Genomic DNA, 16,968 nt, shown 5'->3' with positions numbered 1-16,968 from the left:
GTGCGACCAACGGGACGAACGGCGGGCCCGGGGAACGGACACCGGCGGGCGAGGGCCGGACGGACCGGTTCGGTCCGGTTCAAGATCATCGCCCTGGTGCTGGTGTCCCTGGTCTCGCTGAGCACACTGTGGGCCTTCGCGGCGAGCGTGACGCTCGGCGACGGGCTGAACCTCCGCAACGTCAAAACGGTCCACGACCACTACGGCTATCCGGCCGGTGCGCTCGGGAGCGCGCTCCAGGCCGAACGGCGGCTGTCGCTGGTCTACCTCGGCAGCCACACCCCCGGCGACCAGGCCGCGATGGAGTCCGCGCGGCTCGACACCGACCGGCAGGCGACCCTGTTCCGCGACCAGGCAGCCGACAAGGGCGCGCGCGACGCCGCCCCCGGCGACGCGCGCAAGCTGGCCGACCGCATCGTCGCCCACCTCGGCGACCTCGACGGCCGGCGGGCCGCGATCGACCGCGGCCGGACGACGCAGACGCAGGCGTTCGCCAACTTCACCGACATTCTGGGCGACCTGGGAACGTTGCAAGGCGCGCTGTCCACGCTGAACGACGCCGACGTCTCCAAGGACGCCCGCAACCAGGTCAACTTCACCCGCGCCCGGGAGCTGCTGTCGCAGGAGGACGCCATCATGGCGGGCGCTCTCGCGGCGGGGCGGATGACCGCGACCGACCACGCCGACTTCGTCCGGCTCGTCGGCGCCCAGCGCAGCCTCTACCACCTGTCCTCGCCCGAGCTGCGCGACGCCGACCGCGCGTACTACCTGCGCGTCACCGGCACCCCCGAGTACGCGCGGCTGCGCACGCTGGAGGACCGCTTCACCGCCGCCAACCGCGGTTTCCGGCCGCGCCCCGGCGACGACGTGCTGTGGAAGACCACCGCCGACTCCAACCTCACCCGGTTGCGCGGCGTCGAGCTCGCCATGACGGCGGGCGCGGAGAAGCGGGCCGAGCCGATCTCCGACGGCATCATCCTGCGCGTCGCGCTCGCCGGCGTCGTCGGCCTCATCGCGGTCGTCGCGTCGGTCATCCTGGCGATCTGGGTGGCCCGCTCGGTCATCCGCGACCTCACGGGCCTGCGCCGCGCCGCGCTCGACCTCGCGCACGAACGGCTGCCGCGGGTCATCCGCCGGCTGCGCCGCGGCGAGGAGGTCGACCTGGCCACCGAGGCGCCGCCGCTGTCGTTCGGCACCCGGGAGATCGACGAGGTCGGCGAGGCGTTCAACGCCGCCCGCCGCACCGCGATCCAGGGCGCCATCGACGAGGCCGCGCTGCGCCGCAACGTCAGCGAGGTGTTCGTCAACCTCGCGCGCCGCAGCCAGGCGCTGCTGCACCGCCAGCTCGCCCTGCTCGACTCGATGGAACGGCGCCTCACCGACCCCGGCGACCTGGAGGACCTGTTCCGGGTCGACCACATGGCCGCCCGCATGCGCCGCCACGCGGAGGGCCTCATCATCCTGTCCGGCCGCGCGCCGGGCCGCGGCTGGCGCAACCCGGTGAAGGTCATCGACGTCACCCGCGCGGCCGCCTCGGAGATCGAGGACTTCACCCGCGTGACCGTGGCGCCGATGCCCGAGTCGGCGATCGTCGGCGTCGCGGTCGCCGACGTCGTGCACCTGCTCGCCGAGCTGATCGAGAACGCCACCGCCTTCTCGCCGCCGCACACCACCGTTCAGGTCACCGGCCAGTCGGTCTCGCACGGCTTCAGCCTGGAGATCGAGGACCGCGGCCTCAGCATGAACGAGGAGAGCCTGGCCGCCGCCAACCGGCGCCTGGCCGAGCCGCCCGAGTTCGACCTGTCCGACACCAGCCGCCTCGGCCTGTTCGTCGTCGGCCGCCTCGCTCAGCGCCACGGCATCAAGGTCACGCTGCGCACGTCCCCGTTCGGCGGCATGACCGCGATCGTGCTACTGCCCGACGAACTGGTCGTCTCCGGCGACCAGGAACTCGGCGGCGCGCCGCTGGCCGCGATGACCCGCCGCGCGCAGGACGCCCTCGTGCCCGCTGGATCGTTCCGCGACCCGTACCGCAACACCCGCGACGCCGCCGCGCTGGAGGCGGGCCCGGCGAGCGGCTCGGCGAGCGGCTCGGTGCTGCGGCTCCCGCTGTCGCCCGACTCCCCGTCCCAGCAGCCCCCGCAGGGCCCGCCCCCAGAAGAGCCGCCACCTCCGCAGCCCCCGCAGGGCGAGCCTTCGTACGGTGAGTCTCCGTATGGCGAGTCTCCGTACGACCCGCCCAGGTCGCCCTTTGACCAGCCGGCGGCGCCCTATGACGCGCCCACGTCACCGTTCGACCGTCCGGCGGCAGGCTATGACCAGCCCCCGGTGTCGTTCGACCAGCCGGGATCGCAGTACGACGAGGCCTCGCCGTTCGACAGCCCCTCCTTGCCCTACGGCAGCCCGAGGTTGTCCTACGACGGCGGCGCTTCGCCGTACGGCCCCACCTATGACGAGTCCGAGCTTTCCTATGGCGGACCCGCGTCGCGTTATGGCGGGCCCCCGTCGCCCTACGACGAGCCCACTTCTCGGCACGGCGGGACCGTTCCGCCCTACGACTCGTCCGACCTGCCCTCGGCGCCGCAGAACGCTCCGGCAGACCCGGACCCCTTCCCGTCGTCCTCGCCCACCAGGCTGAACAGGCGCGACGGCAGCGAAGGCAAGAGCGGCAAGAGCGGCAAGCCGCATCTGCCGCGCCGCGTCCGGCAGGCCAACATCGCCCCGCAGTTGCGTGAGGACCAGGCACCGCCGCCGCCCGCGGACCCGGCGTCGACCCGGCCCGAACGCTCGCCCGAGGACCTGCGGGCGATGATGTCGGCCATCCAGACCGGCACCCGGCGCGGGCGCGAGGAGCTGCAGGAGGACGGCGAGGAATCGTGAACGGGATGACCGGTCCTGGGAACGAGTGGTTCGACGACGACGCCGGGCCCCTGGTGCGGGCGTACGCGATGACCGGCGGCCGCGCCCGCCACTCCGGCCGCGAGGACTTCGCCATGATGGCGAACGTCGCGACGGTGGCCCGGCCCGCGGGCGCGCACCCGGGTATAGGCCCCGAGCACATCTCGATCATCGAGCTCTGCCTGGAGCCCCTGTCGGTCGCGGAGGTCTCGGCCCGGCTCCGGCTGCCGCTGGTGGTGGTCCGGGTGCTGCTCGGCGACCTCGTCGACCACGGGTTCGTCACCATCCGCCGTCCGCGACTCCACGCTAAGGACGGCGTCGTCACCGAAGACCTGTTGAGAGAAGTGCTGCATGGACTCGAAGCGCTCTGAAGGCGACGCCGAGGCCCCGATCCCGGTCAAGATCCTCATCGCCGGCGGCTTCGGGGTCGGCAAGACCACCCTGGTCGGCGCCGTGAGCGAGATCCGGCCGCTCCAGACCGAGGAGCTCCTCACCGACCGCGGCGTCGGCGTCGACGACACCGCGGGCGTCGAGCAGAAGACGACCACCACGGTCGCGATGGACTTCGGCCGCATCACCATCCGGGACGGCCTGATCCTCTACCTGTTCGGCACGCCCGGCCAGGACCGCTTCTGGTTCATGTGGGACGAGCTCGCCACCGGCGCGCTCGGCGCCGTCGTCCTCGCCGACACCCGCCGCCTGGCCGACTGCTTCCCGGCCATCGACTACTTCGAACGCCGCGGCCTGCCCTTCCTGGTCGGCGTGAACGTCTTCTCCGACGGCTTCGACTACAGCGGCGACGAGGTCCGCGAGGCACTCGACCTGGACCCCGTCGTCCCCGTGGTCCTCTGTGACGTCCGCCGCCGCGAGTCCGGCAAGAACGTCCTGGTAGCCCTGGTCCGCCACGTCATAGGCCTCAGAGTGGACACCCAAGAAGCCGGCGCCCCCGCCCGCCGCACCTGACCCGGGCCCGTGCCTAGGCGGGGGTGATGGTGATGTTGCCGTCGCCGGTCTTGATGGTGATCTTGTGCGGGGAGGCGGAGTCGACGGGGATGCCGTTCTTGTCGACGTTGCCGGTGTCGGTGGAGGCGTCGAGGGCGTACTTGACGTCGGCGAACGGCAGCTTGAGCTTGACGTCGCCGGTGTCGGCGGTGAGCTTCACCGAGTTCGGGGGCTGGGTGAGGCCGAAGCTGAGGGTGCCGTCGCCCGAGCCGGCGATGAGCTTGTCGGTGCGCAGGGCGGTGGCGGCGACGCTGCCGGTGTCGGTGTGGAACTCGGCCGAGCCGACCTCGCCGGAGGCGCGGACCGTTCCGTCGCCGGTCTTGGCGTAGAGGGAGGTCGCGCGGAGCGCGTTGGCCTCGATGCTGCCGGTGTCGGTCGTGACGCGGATGGCGCCCTGGACGTCGGAGACGGTGACGGCGCCGTCGTCGTTGTGCAGGTCCAGGCCGGTGTCGCGGGGGACCTGGATCTTGTACGAGACACCGCAGTTGCTGAAGCCGATCACGTGGCCCTTGCAGGTGGCCGAGAGCGACAGGGTGCCGTTCTGGATGACGTGCTTCGGCTCGGGCTTGCGGTGCTCGCTGGTCCAGGTCAGTCGCTCCTCGACCTTGATGCCGGGCGAGTCGGAGCCGACGATCTCCACCTTGCCGCCGGCGCCCGACACCTTGATCGACTTGGCGTCCGGGGCGGCGTACGAGCGGTCCTCGTGGTGGGTCTCGGTGTTCACGTCCACGCGGCAACCGGCGAGGGCGATCGCCGCCCCGGCCAGCACCGCCACGCTCATCAAGGTCTTCACGGTTTCAGGATCTCTCGCGGGTCCCGTCGGTGCCAGGTGGTGTCCTGGAGTGTGCGGGGTGGGGCTAACCCCACCATCGGTCAGCGTTCGCCGCCCGGCTTCCACAGGATGTCGCCGTGGCCCGCGTTGGCGACCCGGCAGAGGATGAACAGCAGGTCCGACAGCCGGTTCAGGTAGCGGGCGGTCAGCGGGTTCACGCCGCCGTCGGCCTCGGGGGCGACGCCGTGCGCCTCGATCGCCGCCCAGGCGCTGCGTTCGGCGCGGCGGCTGACGGTGCGGGCGACGTGGAGCAGCGCGGCGCCGGGAGAGCCGCCGGGGAGGATGAAGCTGCGCAGGGGCTCCAGCTCGGCGTTGTGGGTGTCGCAGGCCTCTTCGAGGAAGTCCACATAGGACTCGTCGATGCGCAGCGGCGGGTACTCCGGGTCGGCGACGACGGGCGCGCACAGGTCGGCGCCCACGTCGAACAGGTCGTTCTGCAGGCGGGTGAGGAGGGCGGCGAGCGGCTCGGGCAGGGAGCCCAGGGCGATGGCGACGCCGATCGCGGCGTTGGCCTCCTCCACGTCGGCGTAGGCGGCGAGCCGGGGGTCGGTCTTGGCCGTACGGGACGCGTCGCCGAGCGCGGTCGTGCCGTCGTCGCCGGTACGGGTGTAGATCCGGGACAGCACGACGGGGGTCTCCCTGTTCTTCGCCATGAGGTCACCCTAACCGGGCTGCCGGGGGCCCCTGCCGAGGTAGGGGGCAGAATGATGTTCGGTAGGGTTTTACTTACTTTCGCCTGGCGCGACCTCCGGAGGCGGCCTTGTACGACTACATCATCGTGGGCGCTGGCAGCGCGGGCTGTGTGCTGGCCGCCCGGCTGAGCGAGGATCCCGGCACCAAGGTGCTGCTATTGGAGGCCGGTCCGCCCGACGACGCCCCAGAGATCCACATCCCGGCGGCCGTCGCGGCGCTGATCAAGGGCCCGTACGACTGGAACTACGACACCGTCCCGCAGGAGCACGCGGGTGGCCGGAAGGTCTACTGGCCGCGCGGCCGGACCCTCGGCGGCAGCTCCTCCACCAACGCGATGATCTACATCCGCGGGCACCGGTACGACTACGACACCTGGCGCGACTCCTACGGCTGTACGGGCTGGGGCTTCGAGGAGATGCTGCCCTACTTCCGGCGGGCCGAGGACCAGCAGCGAGGAGAGTCCGACTTCCACGGCATCGATGGACCGCTCCGCGTCGAGGACCTGCGCTTCAAGCACAAGCTCAGCCAGGCGTGGGTGCAGTCGGCCAAGGCGTACGGGCTGGCCGCCAACCACGACTTCAACGGGTCCGAGCAGGACGGTGTCGGCTTCTACCAGGTCACCCACCGGCGCGGTAAGCGCTGGTCGACGGCGGTCGGCTACCTCCACCCGGCGATGCTGCGCACCAACCTCACCGTGGTGACCGACGCCCTGGCCACCAAGGTCCTGATCGAGAACGGCCGGGCCGTCGGCGTCGCGTACGAGGCGCGCGGCAAGACCGTCGAGGTCCGCGCCGAACGCGAGGTGCTGCTGTCGGGCGGCGCGGTCAACAGCCCGCAGCTGCTCATGCTGTCGGGCGTCGGCCCGGCCGACCACCTGCGCGAGCACGGCATCGACGTGCTGGTCGACTCCCCGGTCGGGCAGGGCCTGCAGGACCACCCGTTCGTGAACGTCATGTTCGCCACCCCGCGCAGCAAGCCGCTGTGGGAGCTGGCGAACGCCCGCAACTTCGCGGTCTGGCAGGCGTTCGGGCGGGGCCCGTACGCCTCCAACGTCGCCGAGGCGGGGGGCTTCGTCCGTACGGTCGAGGGCCTGCCCGCGCCCGACATGCAGTACCACGTGCTGCCCACGCCGTTCGTCAACCAGGGGCTGGTGGAGTCGACCGAACGGGCGCTGTCGGTCTTCGCCACGGCGGTCGCGGTCGCCAGCCGGGGCGCGCTGACGCTCCGTTCGGGCAGCCCGTACGCCAAGCCGCTGATCGACCCGGCCTACCTCGCCGACAAGGCCGACCTGGACATCCTGGTCGCGGGGGTCCGGCAGGCCCGCGAGATCGCCGCCACCGGCCCCCTGGCCGCGCTGGTCGGCGGCGAGACCGCGCCGGGCGAGCAGGCCGACGACGACGCGTCGGTGCGCGAGTTCGTGCGGCGCGAGGTCGCCACGCTGTTCCACCCGACCAGCACGTGCGCGATGGGCGGCGGCGCGGACTCGGTGTGCGACCCGGAGCTGCGGGTGCGCGGTGTCGAGGGCCTGCGGGTCGTCGACGCCTCCGTCATGCCGGCGGTCCCGCGGGGCAACACCAACGCTCCCACCATCGCCATCGCCGAGCGTGCCGCCGACCTCATCCGAGGCCGTGCCCCGCTCACCCCGAAGGTCTGAACCACGCCGATCTTGCTCTCAGCGCCCCTACCGGCATCGGAATGGGGCGCTCAGAGCAAGATCGGCGTAGGAATGCGAGACGCCCCCGGGAGATGGGCGGGGGCGTCTGGTCTGTTCGATCCGGCAGCCCGGCAGTGCGGCAGCCTGGCAGCCTGGCAGTGCGGCAGTCCGGCAGCCTGGCAGCCTGGCAGTGCGGCAGCCTGGCAGTGCGGGCTGCCGGGGGGCCGGGTGCGTTCGCGGACCGGGGACCTGCCGGGTCACCGGCGACGGGCCTTGGCCTTGGCGGCCTGGCGGCGCAGCTTGGCCTCGTTCCGCAGCTGGCGGGCGCGGTCGTCGGCGATGACCTTGGAGATGTCCGGGTGCATCATTGTCTGTCTCCTTGAGCTGCGGGCCGGCCTTCCCGGCCCGACATGTTCAAGGTTCGTTCTAAGGCGGCACCCCGGGCATCGGGACGAAGCCTTATCTCTGCTCATAAGAAAGGCTTAGGGCGGCTTAGTGGTCCTAAGCCGCCCTAAGTCGCCTTGCGTGAAGCCTGAGTCCGCCTCAGCCGGTCACCGCTTGTAGTGCTTGGCGTGCAGCATGTTCACCATCTGCAGGATGCGCGCCATCTCCTTCTCCGTGCGGGAGAACGAGGTGAGGTTCATCGGGACGGCGAAGCGCTGCCGGGTGATGGCCTTCGGCCGGGTGAACTCGCGGAGCCCGTCGGCGCCGTGGATGCGGCCGAAGCCCGACTCGCCGACGCCGCCGAACGGCAGGGCGGCGACCTGGGCGAACGCGGCGAAGGCGTTGATGGAGGTCATGCCCGAGCGCATCCGGCGGGCGACGTCCATCGCGCGGGCCTTGTTGCCGGAGAAGATGGTGCCGGCCAGGCCGTAGTTGGTCTTGTTAGTCTTCTCCAGGGCCTCTTCGAGGTCCTTCACCTTGTGGACGGTGATGGTGGGCCCGAAGGTCTCCTCGCAGACCGCCGAGGAGTCGTCCGGCACGCCCGTCAGCACGACCGGCTCGACGTAGGGCTTGCGGACCGACTCGGCGCCGCCGACGACGGCGGTGGCGCCCTGGTCGAGGGCGTCCTTGATGTGCCGCTCGATGATGTCCATCTGGCCGGGCATCGTGATCGGGCCGTAGGCGGCCTCGCGGTCGAAGCCGGGGCGCAGGTCCTTGGCCTTGTCGGTGAGCTTGGACAGGAACGCGTCGTAGGCGGAGTCGACCACGTAGATGCGCTCGACGCCGATGCAGGTCTGGCCCGCGTTCGACATCGCGCCCCAGAGTGCGGCGTCGGCGGCGGCGTCCAGGTCGGCGTCCGCGTCGACGATGCAGGCGTCCTTGCCGCCGCACTCGGCGACGATCGGGGTGAGGTTCTCGGCGCAGGCCGCCATGACCTTCTTGGCGGTACGGGTGGAGCCGGTGAAGGCGATCTTGTTGATGCCCGGGTGCGAGGCGAGCGCGCCGCCGGTCGCGCCGAGGCCGGTGACGGTCTGCAGGACGGGGCGTTCGGGGACGACGGCGGCGAACAGCTCGGCGAGCAGCACACCGACGCCGGGGGTGAACTCCGACGGCTTGAAGACCACCGCGTTGCCGGCGGCGAGCGCGTAGGCGATCGAGCCCATCGGGGTGAAGATCGGGTAGTTCCACGGGCCGATGACGCCGACGACGCCGAGCGACTGGTACTCCAGCACGCATTTCTGGTTGATGGCGACCATGCCGGGGAAGACGCTGCGCGGGCCGAGCACCTTCTGGGCGTTCTTGGCCGCCCAGTCCAGGTGGGTGATCGCCATGATGGTCTCGAGCTGGGCGTCCTGGACCGGCTTGCCGGTCTCCTCGTGGATGAGCTCGGCCATCCGGTTGAGGTTGCGGGTCAGCGAGCCCTTGAAGTTGAGCAGCCGGACGCGCCGCTCCTTCCAGCCGAGCGCCTGCCACCACTCGGCGGCCTCGCGCGCCCGCTCGACGGCCTCGCCCACGGCCTTCTCGTCTTGGACCGGATGCTCGGCGACGACCTCACCGGTCGCCGGATTCAGCGACTCGAAGGTGGACGTGCTCTCCGTGGCCACGGACATGTGGGACCTCCCGGCGAGGGTTCAGTAAGTACTCGCTTGCATGAGATACCGCCTAGTAAATCACCTTATGCCCCTGGGTTAAGCGTGATGTCCCTGACTTAGGCGTCCCTGACTTAGGCGTCCGGGATCCAGCTGCCGTGGAATCCGGCCGGTACGCGGCGCGGCAGTCGTACCGACGCCGTACGGGACAGGTCGGCCGCGTTCACCACCAGCAGCTCCGAGCCCTTGCCCGCCCGGTCGGAGACGATGGTCATCAGCCAGCCCTCGTCCTCGGCCCGCGCGCCCTCGGCCGGCACGAAGACCGCCTCGCCCGGCGCCATGTCGGCCCCGAGCTCCAGCGCCGTGGAGGAGCCGGTGCGCAGGTCGTACTTCACGATCGCGCCGCCGTCGGCCTCGGTGTAGAGGTAGCGGTGCCGGTGGCCGGTCCGGGTGTCGTCGTGGGTGGGGAACTCCACGCCGCGGTCGTCCAGCGCCTCCTCGGTGGCCTTGCCGGTCGCCGGGTCGAGCGTCCAGCGGTGCAGGCGCGCGGACCCGGTCGACGCGGCGGCCGTCGCGGGGTCCTTCGCGTCGGCGGCTGGAACCTCCGAGACCGGCCCGCCGGTCTCGGACCAGATCGCCGTGAAGGCGGCGGGACTGTAGCGAGCGCCGTCCAGCACGACGCGGCCCTGCTCGTCCTCGTGTGCGTTCCCGACATGGAAGACGTAGCAGGGGTCGATGTCGAACCAGCGCACGGGACCGTCGCCGTGCCGGGGCATCACGCCGAGCCGCGCGCCATAGCCGTCGTCCCAGCGGAACGGCATGCTGCCGTTCACCAGCTCCAGGTCGAACACCACCGGCAGGTCCATCCAGACCACGTGGTTCTCGGTGATGGCGAAGTCGTGCATCATCGTCGGCCCGGGAACGTCGATGTCGCGGCTCTCGACCAGTTCCCCGTCCGCCGACAGCCGGTGGTAGGTGAGGTAGGGCCCCATGAACCCGTAGCCGAAGAACAGCAGCTCACCGGTGACCGGGTCCTGCTTCGGGTGCGCGGTCATCCCGGTGGTCAGCCTGCCGCCGAAGTCGCACGGGCCGACCGTCTCCAGCTCGGGCGTCATCTCGTACGGGAAGCCGACCTCGACCAGCGCCAGGATCTTGCCCGCGTGCGGGATGACGTGCGTGTTGGCGTGCACGGCGGCGCGGTCGAAGGTCAGGTCGTCGCGCAGGAACGGGGAGTTGTCGGCCAGCTTCTTCGTGCGGACCCACCGGTTGCGGTACCACTCGGCGCGGCCCCCGTTCAGCCGGACGCCGTGGATCATGCCGTGGCCGGTGAACCAGTGACCCGAGTCGTTGCCGGGCAGCGGGTTCGGGCCGTTGCGGAAGTAGCGGCCGGTGAGCTCGTCGGGGAGCGTTCCCGTGACCTCGAGGCCGACGGCGTCGATCTCGTCGGGGACGGGCGCCATGTGGCCGCTCAGCCAGAGCGGGCGGTCGGTGTCAGTGCTCATCTCGGCTCATCTCGCTGGTGCTCCTCGATCGATCCGACCTCTCAAATCTAGACATTTCAGAAGTGACATGTCAACACCGACGTGTACAGTTAGAAGCATGAGTCTGCGACATGCGGTGCTGGGCCTGCTCGCCGAGCTCGACGGCGGCAGCGGCTACGACCTGATGAAGATGTTCGAGGTCTCCCTCGGCAACGTGTGGTCGGCCAACCAGAGCCAGGTGTACGGGGAGCTGGGCAAGCTCACGGCCGACGGGCTCATCGAGGTCACGGCCGAGGGCCCGCGCGGTCGCAAGGAGTACGGGGTCACCGAGGCCGGCCGTGGGGAGCTGCGGCGCTGGCTGCTGGAGGAGGAGCCCAAGCAGGCCCGCCGGGACGCGACGCTGCTGCGCGTCTTCTTCCTCGGGCAGCTGGATCCGGACCAGGCTCAGGCCTATCTGCACGCGCGAGCCGAGGACATGGGGCGGCGAGCCGAGGAGCTCGCCGCCCTCCAGGGGCGGATCGACTGGGGCGACGACAACCTGTCGGTCTACGGGCGGCTGGCCATGGAGTACGGGCGCCGCTTCATGGCCATGCGCCGGGAGTGGGCCGAGTGGGCCGAGAACGAGCTGAAGACCCGCGAGTCCTGATCAACCGCGGCCGCCGTCGCCGGCGGTGGCCGTCAGCTGAAGTCGGCGGCGTGGTCGGCCGCCCACTGGGCGAACGTGCGGGCCGGGTGGCCGATGACGCGCTCGACGTCCGGGGCGATCAGGGCGGGCACGCCCACCGCCGCGGCCTGCATCCGCAGAATCGAGTCCGCGATCTGCGGGGTCATGTGGCCGCCGACCATCCGTTCGCGCGCCACCTCCGGCGCGATCTCCTCGAACCGCGCCGGCCGCCCGATCGCCTCGCCGACGGTGGCGACCATCTCGGCGTGGGTGAGGGACTCCGGGCCGGTGAGGAGCGGCTTGGCCCCCACGTGGTCGTCGGTCAGGAACGCCTGTGCCGCCGCGTCCGCGATGTCGCGCTCGTGGGTGGGGGAGAACTGCGCCTCGGCGTAGGCCCCCTGCACCGCACCCCCGTTCCGGATCTGGTCGGCCCAGACCAGGCTGTTGGTGGCGAACAGGCCGGGCCGCAGGAACGTCCATTCCAGTCCGGACGCCTCGACCTCGCGTTCCATCTTCAGATGGTGCGTGCCGATCGGGTTGGCCGGGCCCTCTTCGTAGGTGCAGGCCAGCGAGGACAGCATCACGACGCGGCGGACTCCGTGTGCGGCCGCCTTCTCCAGGAGCTCGCCCGGTCCGTTCCATGACGCCGCCGGGTTGAAGAACACCGCCTCCACGTCGTCCATGGGCATCTCGTCGGTGCGGGCGACCTCGGCGCCCTCCGGAAGGCTGGCGGTGGCGGGGTCGCGGGTGAGTGCGCGCACCTTCTCCCCGGCGTCCAGCAGTGCGGTGACGAGGTGGCGGCCGACATTGCCGGTGGCGCCGGTGATCAAGATCATCAAGGTCTCCAGGAAAGGGTGCGGCAGGACGACGACGCCCATCTTCAACCAAATGGATGAAGACGTCAACCAGGTGGATGGATGACGCCGTCACCAGGGCGGTTACGATGAGCGAGTGACGCAGGAGATGAGGCCGCCGCCTCGCCGGTCGCCGGGGCCGGGGGAGCGCAAGCTGGACGCCGAACGGTCGCGCCGGCTGCTCATCGAGGCCGCCAAGGACGAGTTCGCCGCCAAGGGCTTCGCGGGCGCGCGCGTCCAGGACATCGCCGACCGCGCCGGGGTCAACAAGCAGTTGATCAACTACTACTTCGGCGGCAAGGAGGGGCTCTACTGCGAACTCGGCCGCCAGTGGATGGCGCAGGAGGCCGGGTTCAACGGCCCCGACCTGCCGCTCGACGAGCTGCTGCTGCTCTACCTGCGGCACACGCTGGACGACCCGCGCGGCACCCGGCTGGAGGCCTGGCGCGGCCTGACCGAGGACCCCAAGGACCTCCCGATCGGCCCCCGGGAAGACCTCTCGAACCTGGAGGACCGCCAGGCGGACGGCGAGCTGGCCGAGGACCTCGATCCGGCGGCGGTCATGCTGATGATGCACGCCCTCACCGCGGCCCCGATCGTGCTGCCGAACGCGGTCCGGCGGATCTACGGCCTGGACCCGGAGTCACCGGAGTTCCGCGAGCGCTACATCGAGGGCGTACGCCGGATCGTCCGCCGCCTGGGCACCGGCGCCGCGAAGGACGCCGGGCCCACAGCCGAGGACGCCGGGCCCACAGAGGCCTAGCGGATCACTGGCCCGGCAGCTGGCGCCAGAACTGGAAGAAGTAGTGGCCGAGCTGGATGAAGAAGTCGCCCACGCCCAGGGCGTCGGTCACGTTGTAGATCAGGTCGAAGAACGCCCGGTTGATCGGCCCGACCCACAGCAGGGCGATCAGGCCGAGGAAGATGTAGCCGCCGTACTGGTTGGCCTGTTGCACCCAGGGCCGGGGCAGGTACGGCTCGACGATCCCGAAGCCGTCCAGGCCCGGGATCGGCAGCAGGTTGAGGATCGCGGCGGTGACCTGGAGGAACGCCAGGAACGCCAGCGCCGACCAGAAGACCGTGTGGTCGGCGTGCGCGAAGTTCTTGAAGAGCACGGCCAGGATGATCGCGAAGAACACGTTCGCCAGCGGTCCCGCCGCCGAGATCAGGCTGTGCCGGACCTTGCCCCTGATCACCCCGCGGTCGATCCAGACCGCGCCGCCCGGCAGGCCGATGCCGCCGAGCAGGATGAACAGCACCGGGATGAGGAAGCTCAGCGTCATGTCGGCGTACTTGGCCGGGTTGAGCGTGAGGTAGCCGCGGGTGGCGACGCTGTGGTCGCCGGAACGATAGGCCAGGTAGGCGTGCCCGAACTCGTGGACGCACAGCGACAGCACCCAGCCGGACAGCACGAAGCCGAACACCGAGATCCGCACCAGGCTGAAGCGGTCGCCGAGGGTGTTGCCATAGCGCCAGGTCATCAGCCCGAAGATCACCGTGGCGGCCACGATCGCCAGGAACACGGGGCTCGGTGAGACCGCCGAGCGGCCTCGCATCTTGTGTACCGATCCCATGCTCGTGTCCCTCTCCAGGTGTCTCAGCTGATCAAAGACGCTACCGCCTCGGCGGCATCACTCGGGTCAAGGCCCGACGATGACGGGCACGACATACGTACGTAGGAAGGAACGTGTGCCGGTGTCGTCGCGGTTCCGGTTCATCACGATCAGTGAGGTGATGATCCTGAACAGGAACTCCACGGTCCCCTCGACCTCGATGTCCTGCCGCAGCAGCCGTTCCCGCTGGGCGAGGTCGAAGTAGGGCCGGACGTAGTCGCAGCACAGCGCCAGCACGTGCTCGGCCGCGCCCGCCACCGCCGCCTGCATGTGCCCGGCGGCCTCCGGGGCCAGGAACGCGGCGACCGTCGGCTCGTTCCGGACGAACTCGACGGCGTCCATGGTGCCCTCGATCACCGCGTCGGTGACCGACTGCTTGCGCCGCAGCCGCTCGGCGAGCCGGTCCATGAACCGCTGCAGGTCGCGCAGCACGACCGCCAGGATCAGCTCGTCCCGCCCGCCGGTGATGCTGCGGTAGACCGTCGCCCGCGACAGCCCGGCCGCGGCGGCGATGTCCTCGACCGTGGTCTTGGCGAGGCCGAACCGCGCGAAGCACTTCTCCGCCGCATCGATGATGCGTTCGCGCGTGGTGTCGGTGGTCGCCTGGGACATGCCTGAAGATTACAAGGGGTGCTCAGTCCAGCGCGTACTCGAGCGTCCAGGAATGGCCGCCGTCCTCGCCGACCTCGATCGTGCCCTGCCCGCTGATGCCCGCGAGCTCGCCGGTGCCCGAGGTCGGCACGATCAGCCACCGCAGCCACTGCGTCTCGGCGGTGCCGTCCTCGCTGCCCGCCGAGTGCTGGAGAACGAACGTCCCCTCGCGCCCGTGCAGGATGGCCCGCACGGTCTCGATCCCCACGTACGCCGCGGGCCCGGCCTTGGTCTCGACCGTGATCAGGTCGGTGGTGCTCGTCCCCACCATGTCGCCGTGGAAGGTCTTGCGCACGTGCACGCGGGTCAGCTTCTGGCCGTCGCCCTCCTCGTAGGGCTTCTCCGCGTCCCAGGTGTCGATGTCGAAGGTGCCCGCGGCGTGAAGAGTCATGACGTCATGATGCCAAGCCGCGCACGGAACGCGCCAAGAGGACGGCGCCAGAAGGGCGGGGGAACGGGGCTAGAAGAGGGTGCCCTCGTGCTCGATGCCGCGCAGGGCGTCGTAGTCGAGGGTGACGCAGTCGATGCCGCGGTCGGTGGCGAGGACGCGGGCCTGCGGCTTGATCTCCTGGGCCGCGAAGATGCCGCGGACCGGGGCCAGGTGCGGGTCGCGGTTCAGCAGTTCCAGGTACCTGGTGAGCTGCTCGACGCCGTCGATCTCGCCGCGGCGCTTGATCTCGACGGCGACGGTCGCGCTGCCCTCGTCGCGGCACAGGATGTCGACCGGGCCGATCGCGGTCGGGTACTCGCGGCGGATCAGCGTCCAGCCGTCGCCGAGGGTGGTGATGTGCTCGGCGAGCAGCTCCTGGAGGTGGGCCTCGACGCCGTCCTTCTGGAGGCCGGGGTCCAGGCCGAGCTCGTGGCTGGAGTCGTGCACGAGCTCGTGGACGTTGAGGATCAGCCGTTCGCCCGACTTGCTGTGCGTGACGGTCCAGCGGGCGATCACGCCGCTCTCGTCGGGCTCGACGAACGGCTCCTCGCGCAGGGAGCACGGCGGGTTCATCCAGTTCAGCGGCTTGTAGGCGCGGTCGTCGGCATGCACGCTCACCGACCCGTCGGCCTTGATCAGGATGAGCCGGAGGGCCAGCGGGAGATGGGCGGTGAGCTTGCCGGCGTAGTCGACGCTGCAGCGGGCGATAACGAGACGCACGATGGACCACCTTAGTGAGAGCGGCGGCCCCTCGCGCCCGCTGCGCCGATTCGAGGACACTGATCGGGTGAGCGACACCGAGATCCGCGTGGCCCGGGCCGCCGACGGCACGGCCCTGGCCGAGCTGGACCACCGCGAGTGGTCCACCCTGCACGCCATCACGCCGCGGCCGCCCGCGGACCGGCCCTTCTTCGACCGCGGCCACCCGCCCGAGCACTACCTGGTCTCTGAGCGCGAAGGCCGCGTGACGGGCTACGTCAGGGTCGTACAGGACATCCCGTTCCCGTCGGGCGATCATGTCCGGCAGATCCAGGGGCTGGTCGTGGATTCGTCCGAGCGCGGGCGCGGCGTGGGCCGGGCACTGGTGGACGCGGCCTGCGTCGAGGCCGTACGGCAGGGCGCGCGGCGGATCACCCTGCGCGTGCTGGGCTGGAACGCGGGCGCCAGGCGGCTGTACGAGGCGGCCGGGTTCGCCGTGGAGGGCGTCATGCCAGGGGAGTTCTACATCGACGGCCAGTACGTGGACGACGTCATCATGGGCCGCCCCCTCCCGTCCTAAGTCCCCCTGAGCAGGCTAAGTCCCTTTCGCGCGCGGAACTAAGGCGTCGTCCCGATGTGGGCACCGGGGCCTTAGAACGAACGTAGAGGGTGTCGGGCCGAGGGGATCGGCCCGGGGAGCCTAGGAGGGGCCATGTTCCACAACGACATCGTCTACTCGGTCATGCAGGAGCGCGTTCGGGACATGCAGGCCGAGGCCCGCGCCGACCACGACGCCGCCGCCGTCCGCAAGGCGCGCAAGTACTGGGAGTCGCGGGTGGTGAACGCGCTGACCGTACGGCGCTCACGGAAGGCCCAGCAGGCGCACCGGCCCGCCACCGCCCGCTGAGTCAATACTCGGCCGACCGCTGTCAAGACCTGGAATTCTTCGGAAACGGGATTTAGCGTCACAGATGGTTCGTCTTCATCACGCCGGGTGAAAGGAACCCGCATGTCCCTTGACGTGACTCCCGAACTCCTTGAGACGGCACAGCAGGGCGAGATCGACGACGCCGCCTTCGTCGACTGCATCCGGACCTCGCTCCCGTACGCCTGGGAAATGATCAGCGGCCTGGTCGCCAGGCTCCAGGTGGACGGTGGCGAGTTCGCCGACAACCACACGCCGCCGCCGGACGAGAAGGCCCGCGGGCAACTGCTCCGGGTGCTGGCCAGCGATGCCATGCGCGGCACGCTGGAACGCTACTTCGGCGTCCGGCTGGCCTTCCAGAACTGCCACCGCGTCGCGGTCTTCCCGGCGGGCGAGTCCGCCGCGTTCGATCGCTTCGTCACTCCCCGTGAGCAGATCCTGAACCAGTCGCCCGAGCTGCGCGACTGCTGACACCCCTCCTCACACAGAGAACCGGCCCTCCCGCGCGGAGGGCCGGTTCTCACGTTCCGGGGCCGAAC

Annotated in this window: 18 protein-coding genes; 9 read left to right on the top strand and 9 right to left on the bottom strand. The window is 70.6% G+C overall.

Annotation, left to right across the window (positions count from 1 at the left end; translation table 11 throughout):
• Positions 1-96: 96 nt before the first annotated feature.
• From J4573_RS13690 to J4573_RS13680, 3 genes are read left to right on the top strand one after another with little or no spacing between them, the layout of a single operon-like run.
• Positions 97-2,880: a sensor histidine kinase gene (locus J4573_RS13690; RefSeq protein ID WP_208255808.1), complete on the top strand. Its 2,784-nt coding sequence runs from the start codon at positions 97-99 to the stop codon at positions 2,878-2,880.
• Between the two features lie 5 nt (positions 2,881-2,885).
• Positions 2,886-3,269, top strand: a complete 384-nt coding sequence (locus J4573_RS13685; protein ID WP_208255807.1) for a DUF742 domain-containing protein — start codon at positions 2,886-2,888, stop codon at positions 3,267-3,269.
• Positions 3,250-3,861, top strand: a complete 612-nt coding sequence (locus J4573_RS13680; protein WP_208255806.1) for a GTP-binding protein — start codon at positions 3,250-3,252, stop codon at positions 3,859-3,861. Before J4573_RS13685 ends, J4573_RS13680 begins: the two co-directional genes overlap by 20 nt.
• 13 nt (positions 3,862-3,874) lie before the next feature.
• Here J4573_RS13680 and J4573_RS13675 read toward each other — a convergent pair whose 3' ends face one another.
• Together J4573_RS13675 and J4573_RS13670 are read right to left on the bottom strand one after the other, a co-directional pair.
• Complete coding sequence (locus tag J4573_RS13675) at positions 3,875-4,693, bottom strand: DUF4097 family beta strand repeat-containing protein (protein ID WP_208255805.1); 819 nt, start codon at positions 4,691-4,693, stop codon at positions 3,875-3,877.
• Positions 4,694-4,773: 80 nt separating this feature from the next.
• Positions 4,774-5,385, bottom strand: coding sequence for a cob(I)yrinic acid a,c-diamide adenosyltransferase (locus tag J4573_RS13670; RefSeq protein ID WP_208255804.1), 612 nt, complete (start codon positions 5,383-5,385; stop codon positions 4,774-4,776).
• Between the two features lie 107 nt (positions 5,386-5,492).
• Between J4573_RS13670 and J4573_RS13665 the strand changes: the two genes are divergently transcribed.
• Positions 5,493-7,079, top strand: a complete 1,587-nt coding sequence (locus J4573_RS13665) for a GMC family oxidoreductase (RefSeq protein WP_208255803.1) — start codon at positions 5,493-5,495, stop codon at positions 7,077-7,079.
• Between the two features lie 551 nt (positions 7,080-7,630).
• Here J4573_RS13665 and J4573_RS13660 read toward each other — a convergent pair.
• Both J4573_RS13660 and J4573_RS13655 read right to left on the bottom strand, forming a co-directional pair.
• Entirely contained in the window at positions 7,631-9,133 is a 1,503-nt protein-coding gene (locus tag J4573_RS13660) for an aldehyde dehydrogenase family protein (RefSeq protein WP_208255802.1), read from the bottom strand.
• Between the two features lie 113 nt (positions 9,134-9,246).
• Positions 9,247-10,614, bottom strand: coding sequence for a carotenoid oxygenase family protein (locus J4573_RS13655; protein WP_208255801.1), 1,368 nt, complete (start codon positions 10,612-10,614; stop codon positions 9,247-9,249).
• A 97-nt stretch (positions 10,615-10,711) separates the two neighbouring features.
• Here J4573_RS13655 and J4573_RS13650 point away from each other — a divergent pair, with 97 nt between their 5' ends.
• A complete protein-coding gene (locus J4573_RS13650; protein ID WP_208255800.1) occupies positions 10,712-11,239 on the top strand; it encodes a PadR family transcriptional regulator in 528 nt (175 codons plus the stop codon).
• A gap of 32 nt (positions 11,240-11,271) precedes the next feature.
• Here J4573_RS13650 and J4573_RS13645 read toward each other — a convergent pair whose 3' ends face one another.
• A complete protein-coding gene (locus tag J4573_RS13645; protein WP_208255799.1) occupies positions 11,272-12,093 on the bottom strand; it encodes an NAD(P)H-binding protein in 822 nt (273 codons plus the stop codon).
• A gap of 115 nt (positions 12,094-12,208) precedes the next feature.
• On the opposite strand from J4573_RS13645, the gene J4573_RS13640 reads away from it, so the two are divergent.
• Positions 12,209-12,874 carry a TetR/AcrR family transcriptional regulator gene (locus tag J4573_RS13640; RefSeq protein WP_307796618.1) on the top strand — a complete coding sequence of 222 codons (666 nt, stop codon included), beginning with the start codon at positions 12,209-12,211 and terminating at the stop codon, positions 12,872-12,874.
• Positions 12,875-12,878: 4 nt separating this feature from the next.
• Here J4573_RS13640 and J4573_RS13635 read toward each other — a convergent pair whose 3' ends face one another.
• The 4 genes from J4573_RS13635 to nucS all read right to left on the bottom strand — a co-directional run bounded on the left by J4573_RS13635 (position 12,879) and on the right by nucS (position 15,525).
• Positions 12,879-13,685, bottom strand: a complete 807-nt coding sequence (locus J4573_RS13635; protein WP_208255798.1) for a site-2 protease family protein — start codon at positions 13,683-13,685, stop codon at positions 12,879-12,881.
• Positions 13,686-13,751: 66 nt separating this feature from the next.
• The gene (locus J4573_RS13630; RefSeq protein ID WP_208255797.1) at positions 13,752-14,336 is read right to left on the bottom strand and encodes a TetR/AcrR family transcriptional regulator; all 585 of its coding nucleotides are present in this window, start codon (positions 14,334-14,336) and stop codon (positions 13,752-13,754) included.
• Between the two features lie 22 nt (positions 14,337-14,358).
• Positions 14,359-14,766: a DUF3224 domain-containing protein gene (locus J4573_RS13625; protein WP_208255796.1), complete on the bottom strand. Its 408-nt coding sequence runs from the start codon at positions 14,764-14,766 to the stop codon at positions 14,359-14,361.
• 69 nt (positions 14,767-14,835) lie between these two features.
• A complete protein-coding gene (gene nucS, locus J4573_RS13620; RefSeq protein ID WP_208255795.1) occupies positions 14,836-15,525 on the bottom strand; it encodes an endonuclease NucS in 690 nt (229 codons plus the stop codon).
• A 67-nt stretch (positions 15,526-15,592) separates the two neighbouring features.
• On the opposite strand from nucS, the gene J4573_RS13615 reads away from it, so the two are divergent.
• The 3 genes from J4573_RS13615 (at position 15,593) to J4573_RS13605 (ending at position 16,900) form a co-directional block, all read left to right on the top strand.
• Positions 15,593-16,084, top strand: a complete 492-nt coding sequence (locus tag J4573_RS13615; protein ID WP_307796617.1) for a GNAT family N-acetyltransferase — start codon at positions 15,593-15,595, stop codon at positions 16,082-16,084.
• 132 nt (positions 16,085-16,216) lie between these two features.
• Positions 16,217-16,411, top strand: a complete 195-nt coding sequence (locus tag J4573_RS13610) for a hypothetical protein (protein WP_208255793.1) — start codon at positions 16,217-16,219, stop codon at positions 16,409-16,411.
• Between the two features lie 102 nt (positions 16,412-16,513).
• The gene (locus J4573_RS13605) at positions 16,514-16,900 is read left to right on the top strand and encodes an SCO5389 family protein (protein WP_208255792.1); all 387 of its coding nucleotides are present in this window, start codon (positions 16,514-16,516) and stop codon (positions 16,898-16,900) included.
• The last annotated feature ends 68 nt before the right edge of the window (positions 16,901-16,968 follow it).

This window comes from Actinomadura barringtoniae (genome assembly GCF_017573505.1).
GTDB lineage: Bacteria > Actinomycetota > Actinomycetes > Streptosporangiales > Streptosporangiaceae > Spirillospora > Spirillospora barringtoniae.
Note: the sequence above shows the minus strand (reverse complement) of the source record. Positions and strands in the feature narration are given on the sequence as shown.

Excerpts from the sequence above, each read along its gene's own strand:
- J4573_RS13685 (WP_208255807.1), top strand. The coding sequence starts at position 2,886 with ATGACCGGTCCTGGGAACGAGTGGTTCGACGACGACGCCGGGCCCCTG.
- J4573_RS13680 (WP_208255806.1), top strand. The coding sequence starts at position 3,250 with ATGGACTCGAAGCGCTCTGAAGGCGACGCCGAGGCCCCGATCCCGGTC.
- J4573_RS13670 (WP_208255804.1), bottom strand. The coding sequence starts at position 5,385 with ATGGCGAAGAACAGGGAGACCCCCGTCGTGCTGTCCCGGATCTACACC.
- J4573_RS13660 (WP_208255802.1), bottom strand. The coding sequence starts at position 9,133 with ATGTCCGTGGCCACGGAGAGCACGTCCACCTTCGAGTCGCTGAATCCG.
- J4573_RS13655 (WP_208255801.1), bottom strand. The coding sequence starts at position 10,614 with ATGAGCACTGACACCGACCGCCCGCTCTGGCTGAGCGGCCACATGGCG.
- J4573_RS13650 (WP_208255800.1), top strand. The coding sequence starts at position 10,712 with ATGAGTCTGCGACATGCGGTGCTGGGCCTGCTCGCCGAGCTCGACGGC.
- J4573_RS13645 (WP_208255799.1), bottom strand. The coding sequence starts at position 12,093 with ATGATCTTGATCACCGGCGCCACCGGCAATGTCGGCCGCCACCTCGTC.
- J4573_RS13635 (WP_208255798.1), bottom strand. The coding sequence starts at position 13,685 with ATGGGATCGGTACACAAGATGCGAGGCCGCTCGGCGGTCTCACCGAGC.
- J4573_RS13630 (WP_208255797.1), bottom strand. The coding sequence starts at position 14,336 with ATGTCCCAGGCGACCACCGACACCACGCGCGAACGCATCATCGATGCG.
- J4573_RS13625 (WP_208255796.1), bottom strand. The coding sequence starts at position 14,766 with ATGACTCTTCACGCCGCGGGCACCTTCGACATCGACACCTGGGACGCG.
- J4573_RS13610 (WP_208255793.1), top strand. The coding sequence starts at position 16,217 with ATGTTCCACAACGACATCGTCTACTCGGTCATGCAGGAGCGCGTTCGG.
- J4573_RS13605 (WP_208255792.1), top strand. The coding sequence starts at position 16,514 with ATGTCCCTTGACGTGACTCCCGAACTCCTTGAGACGGCACAGCAGGGC.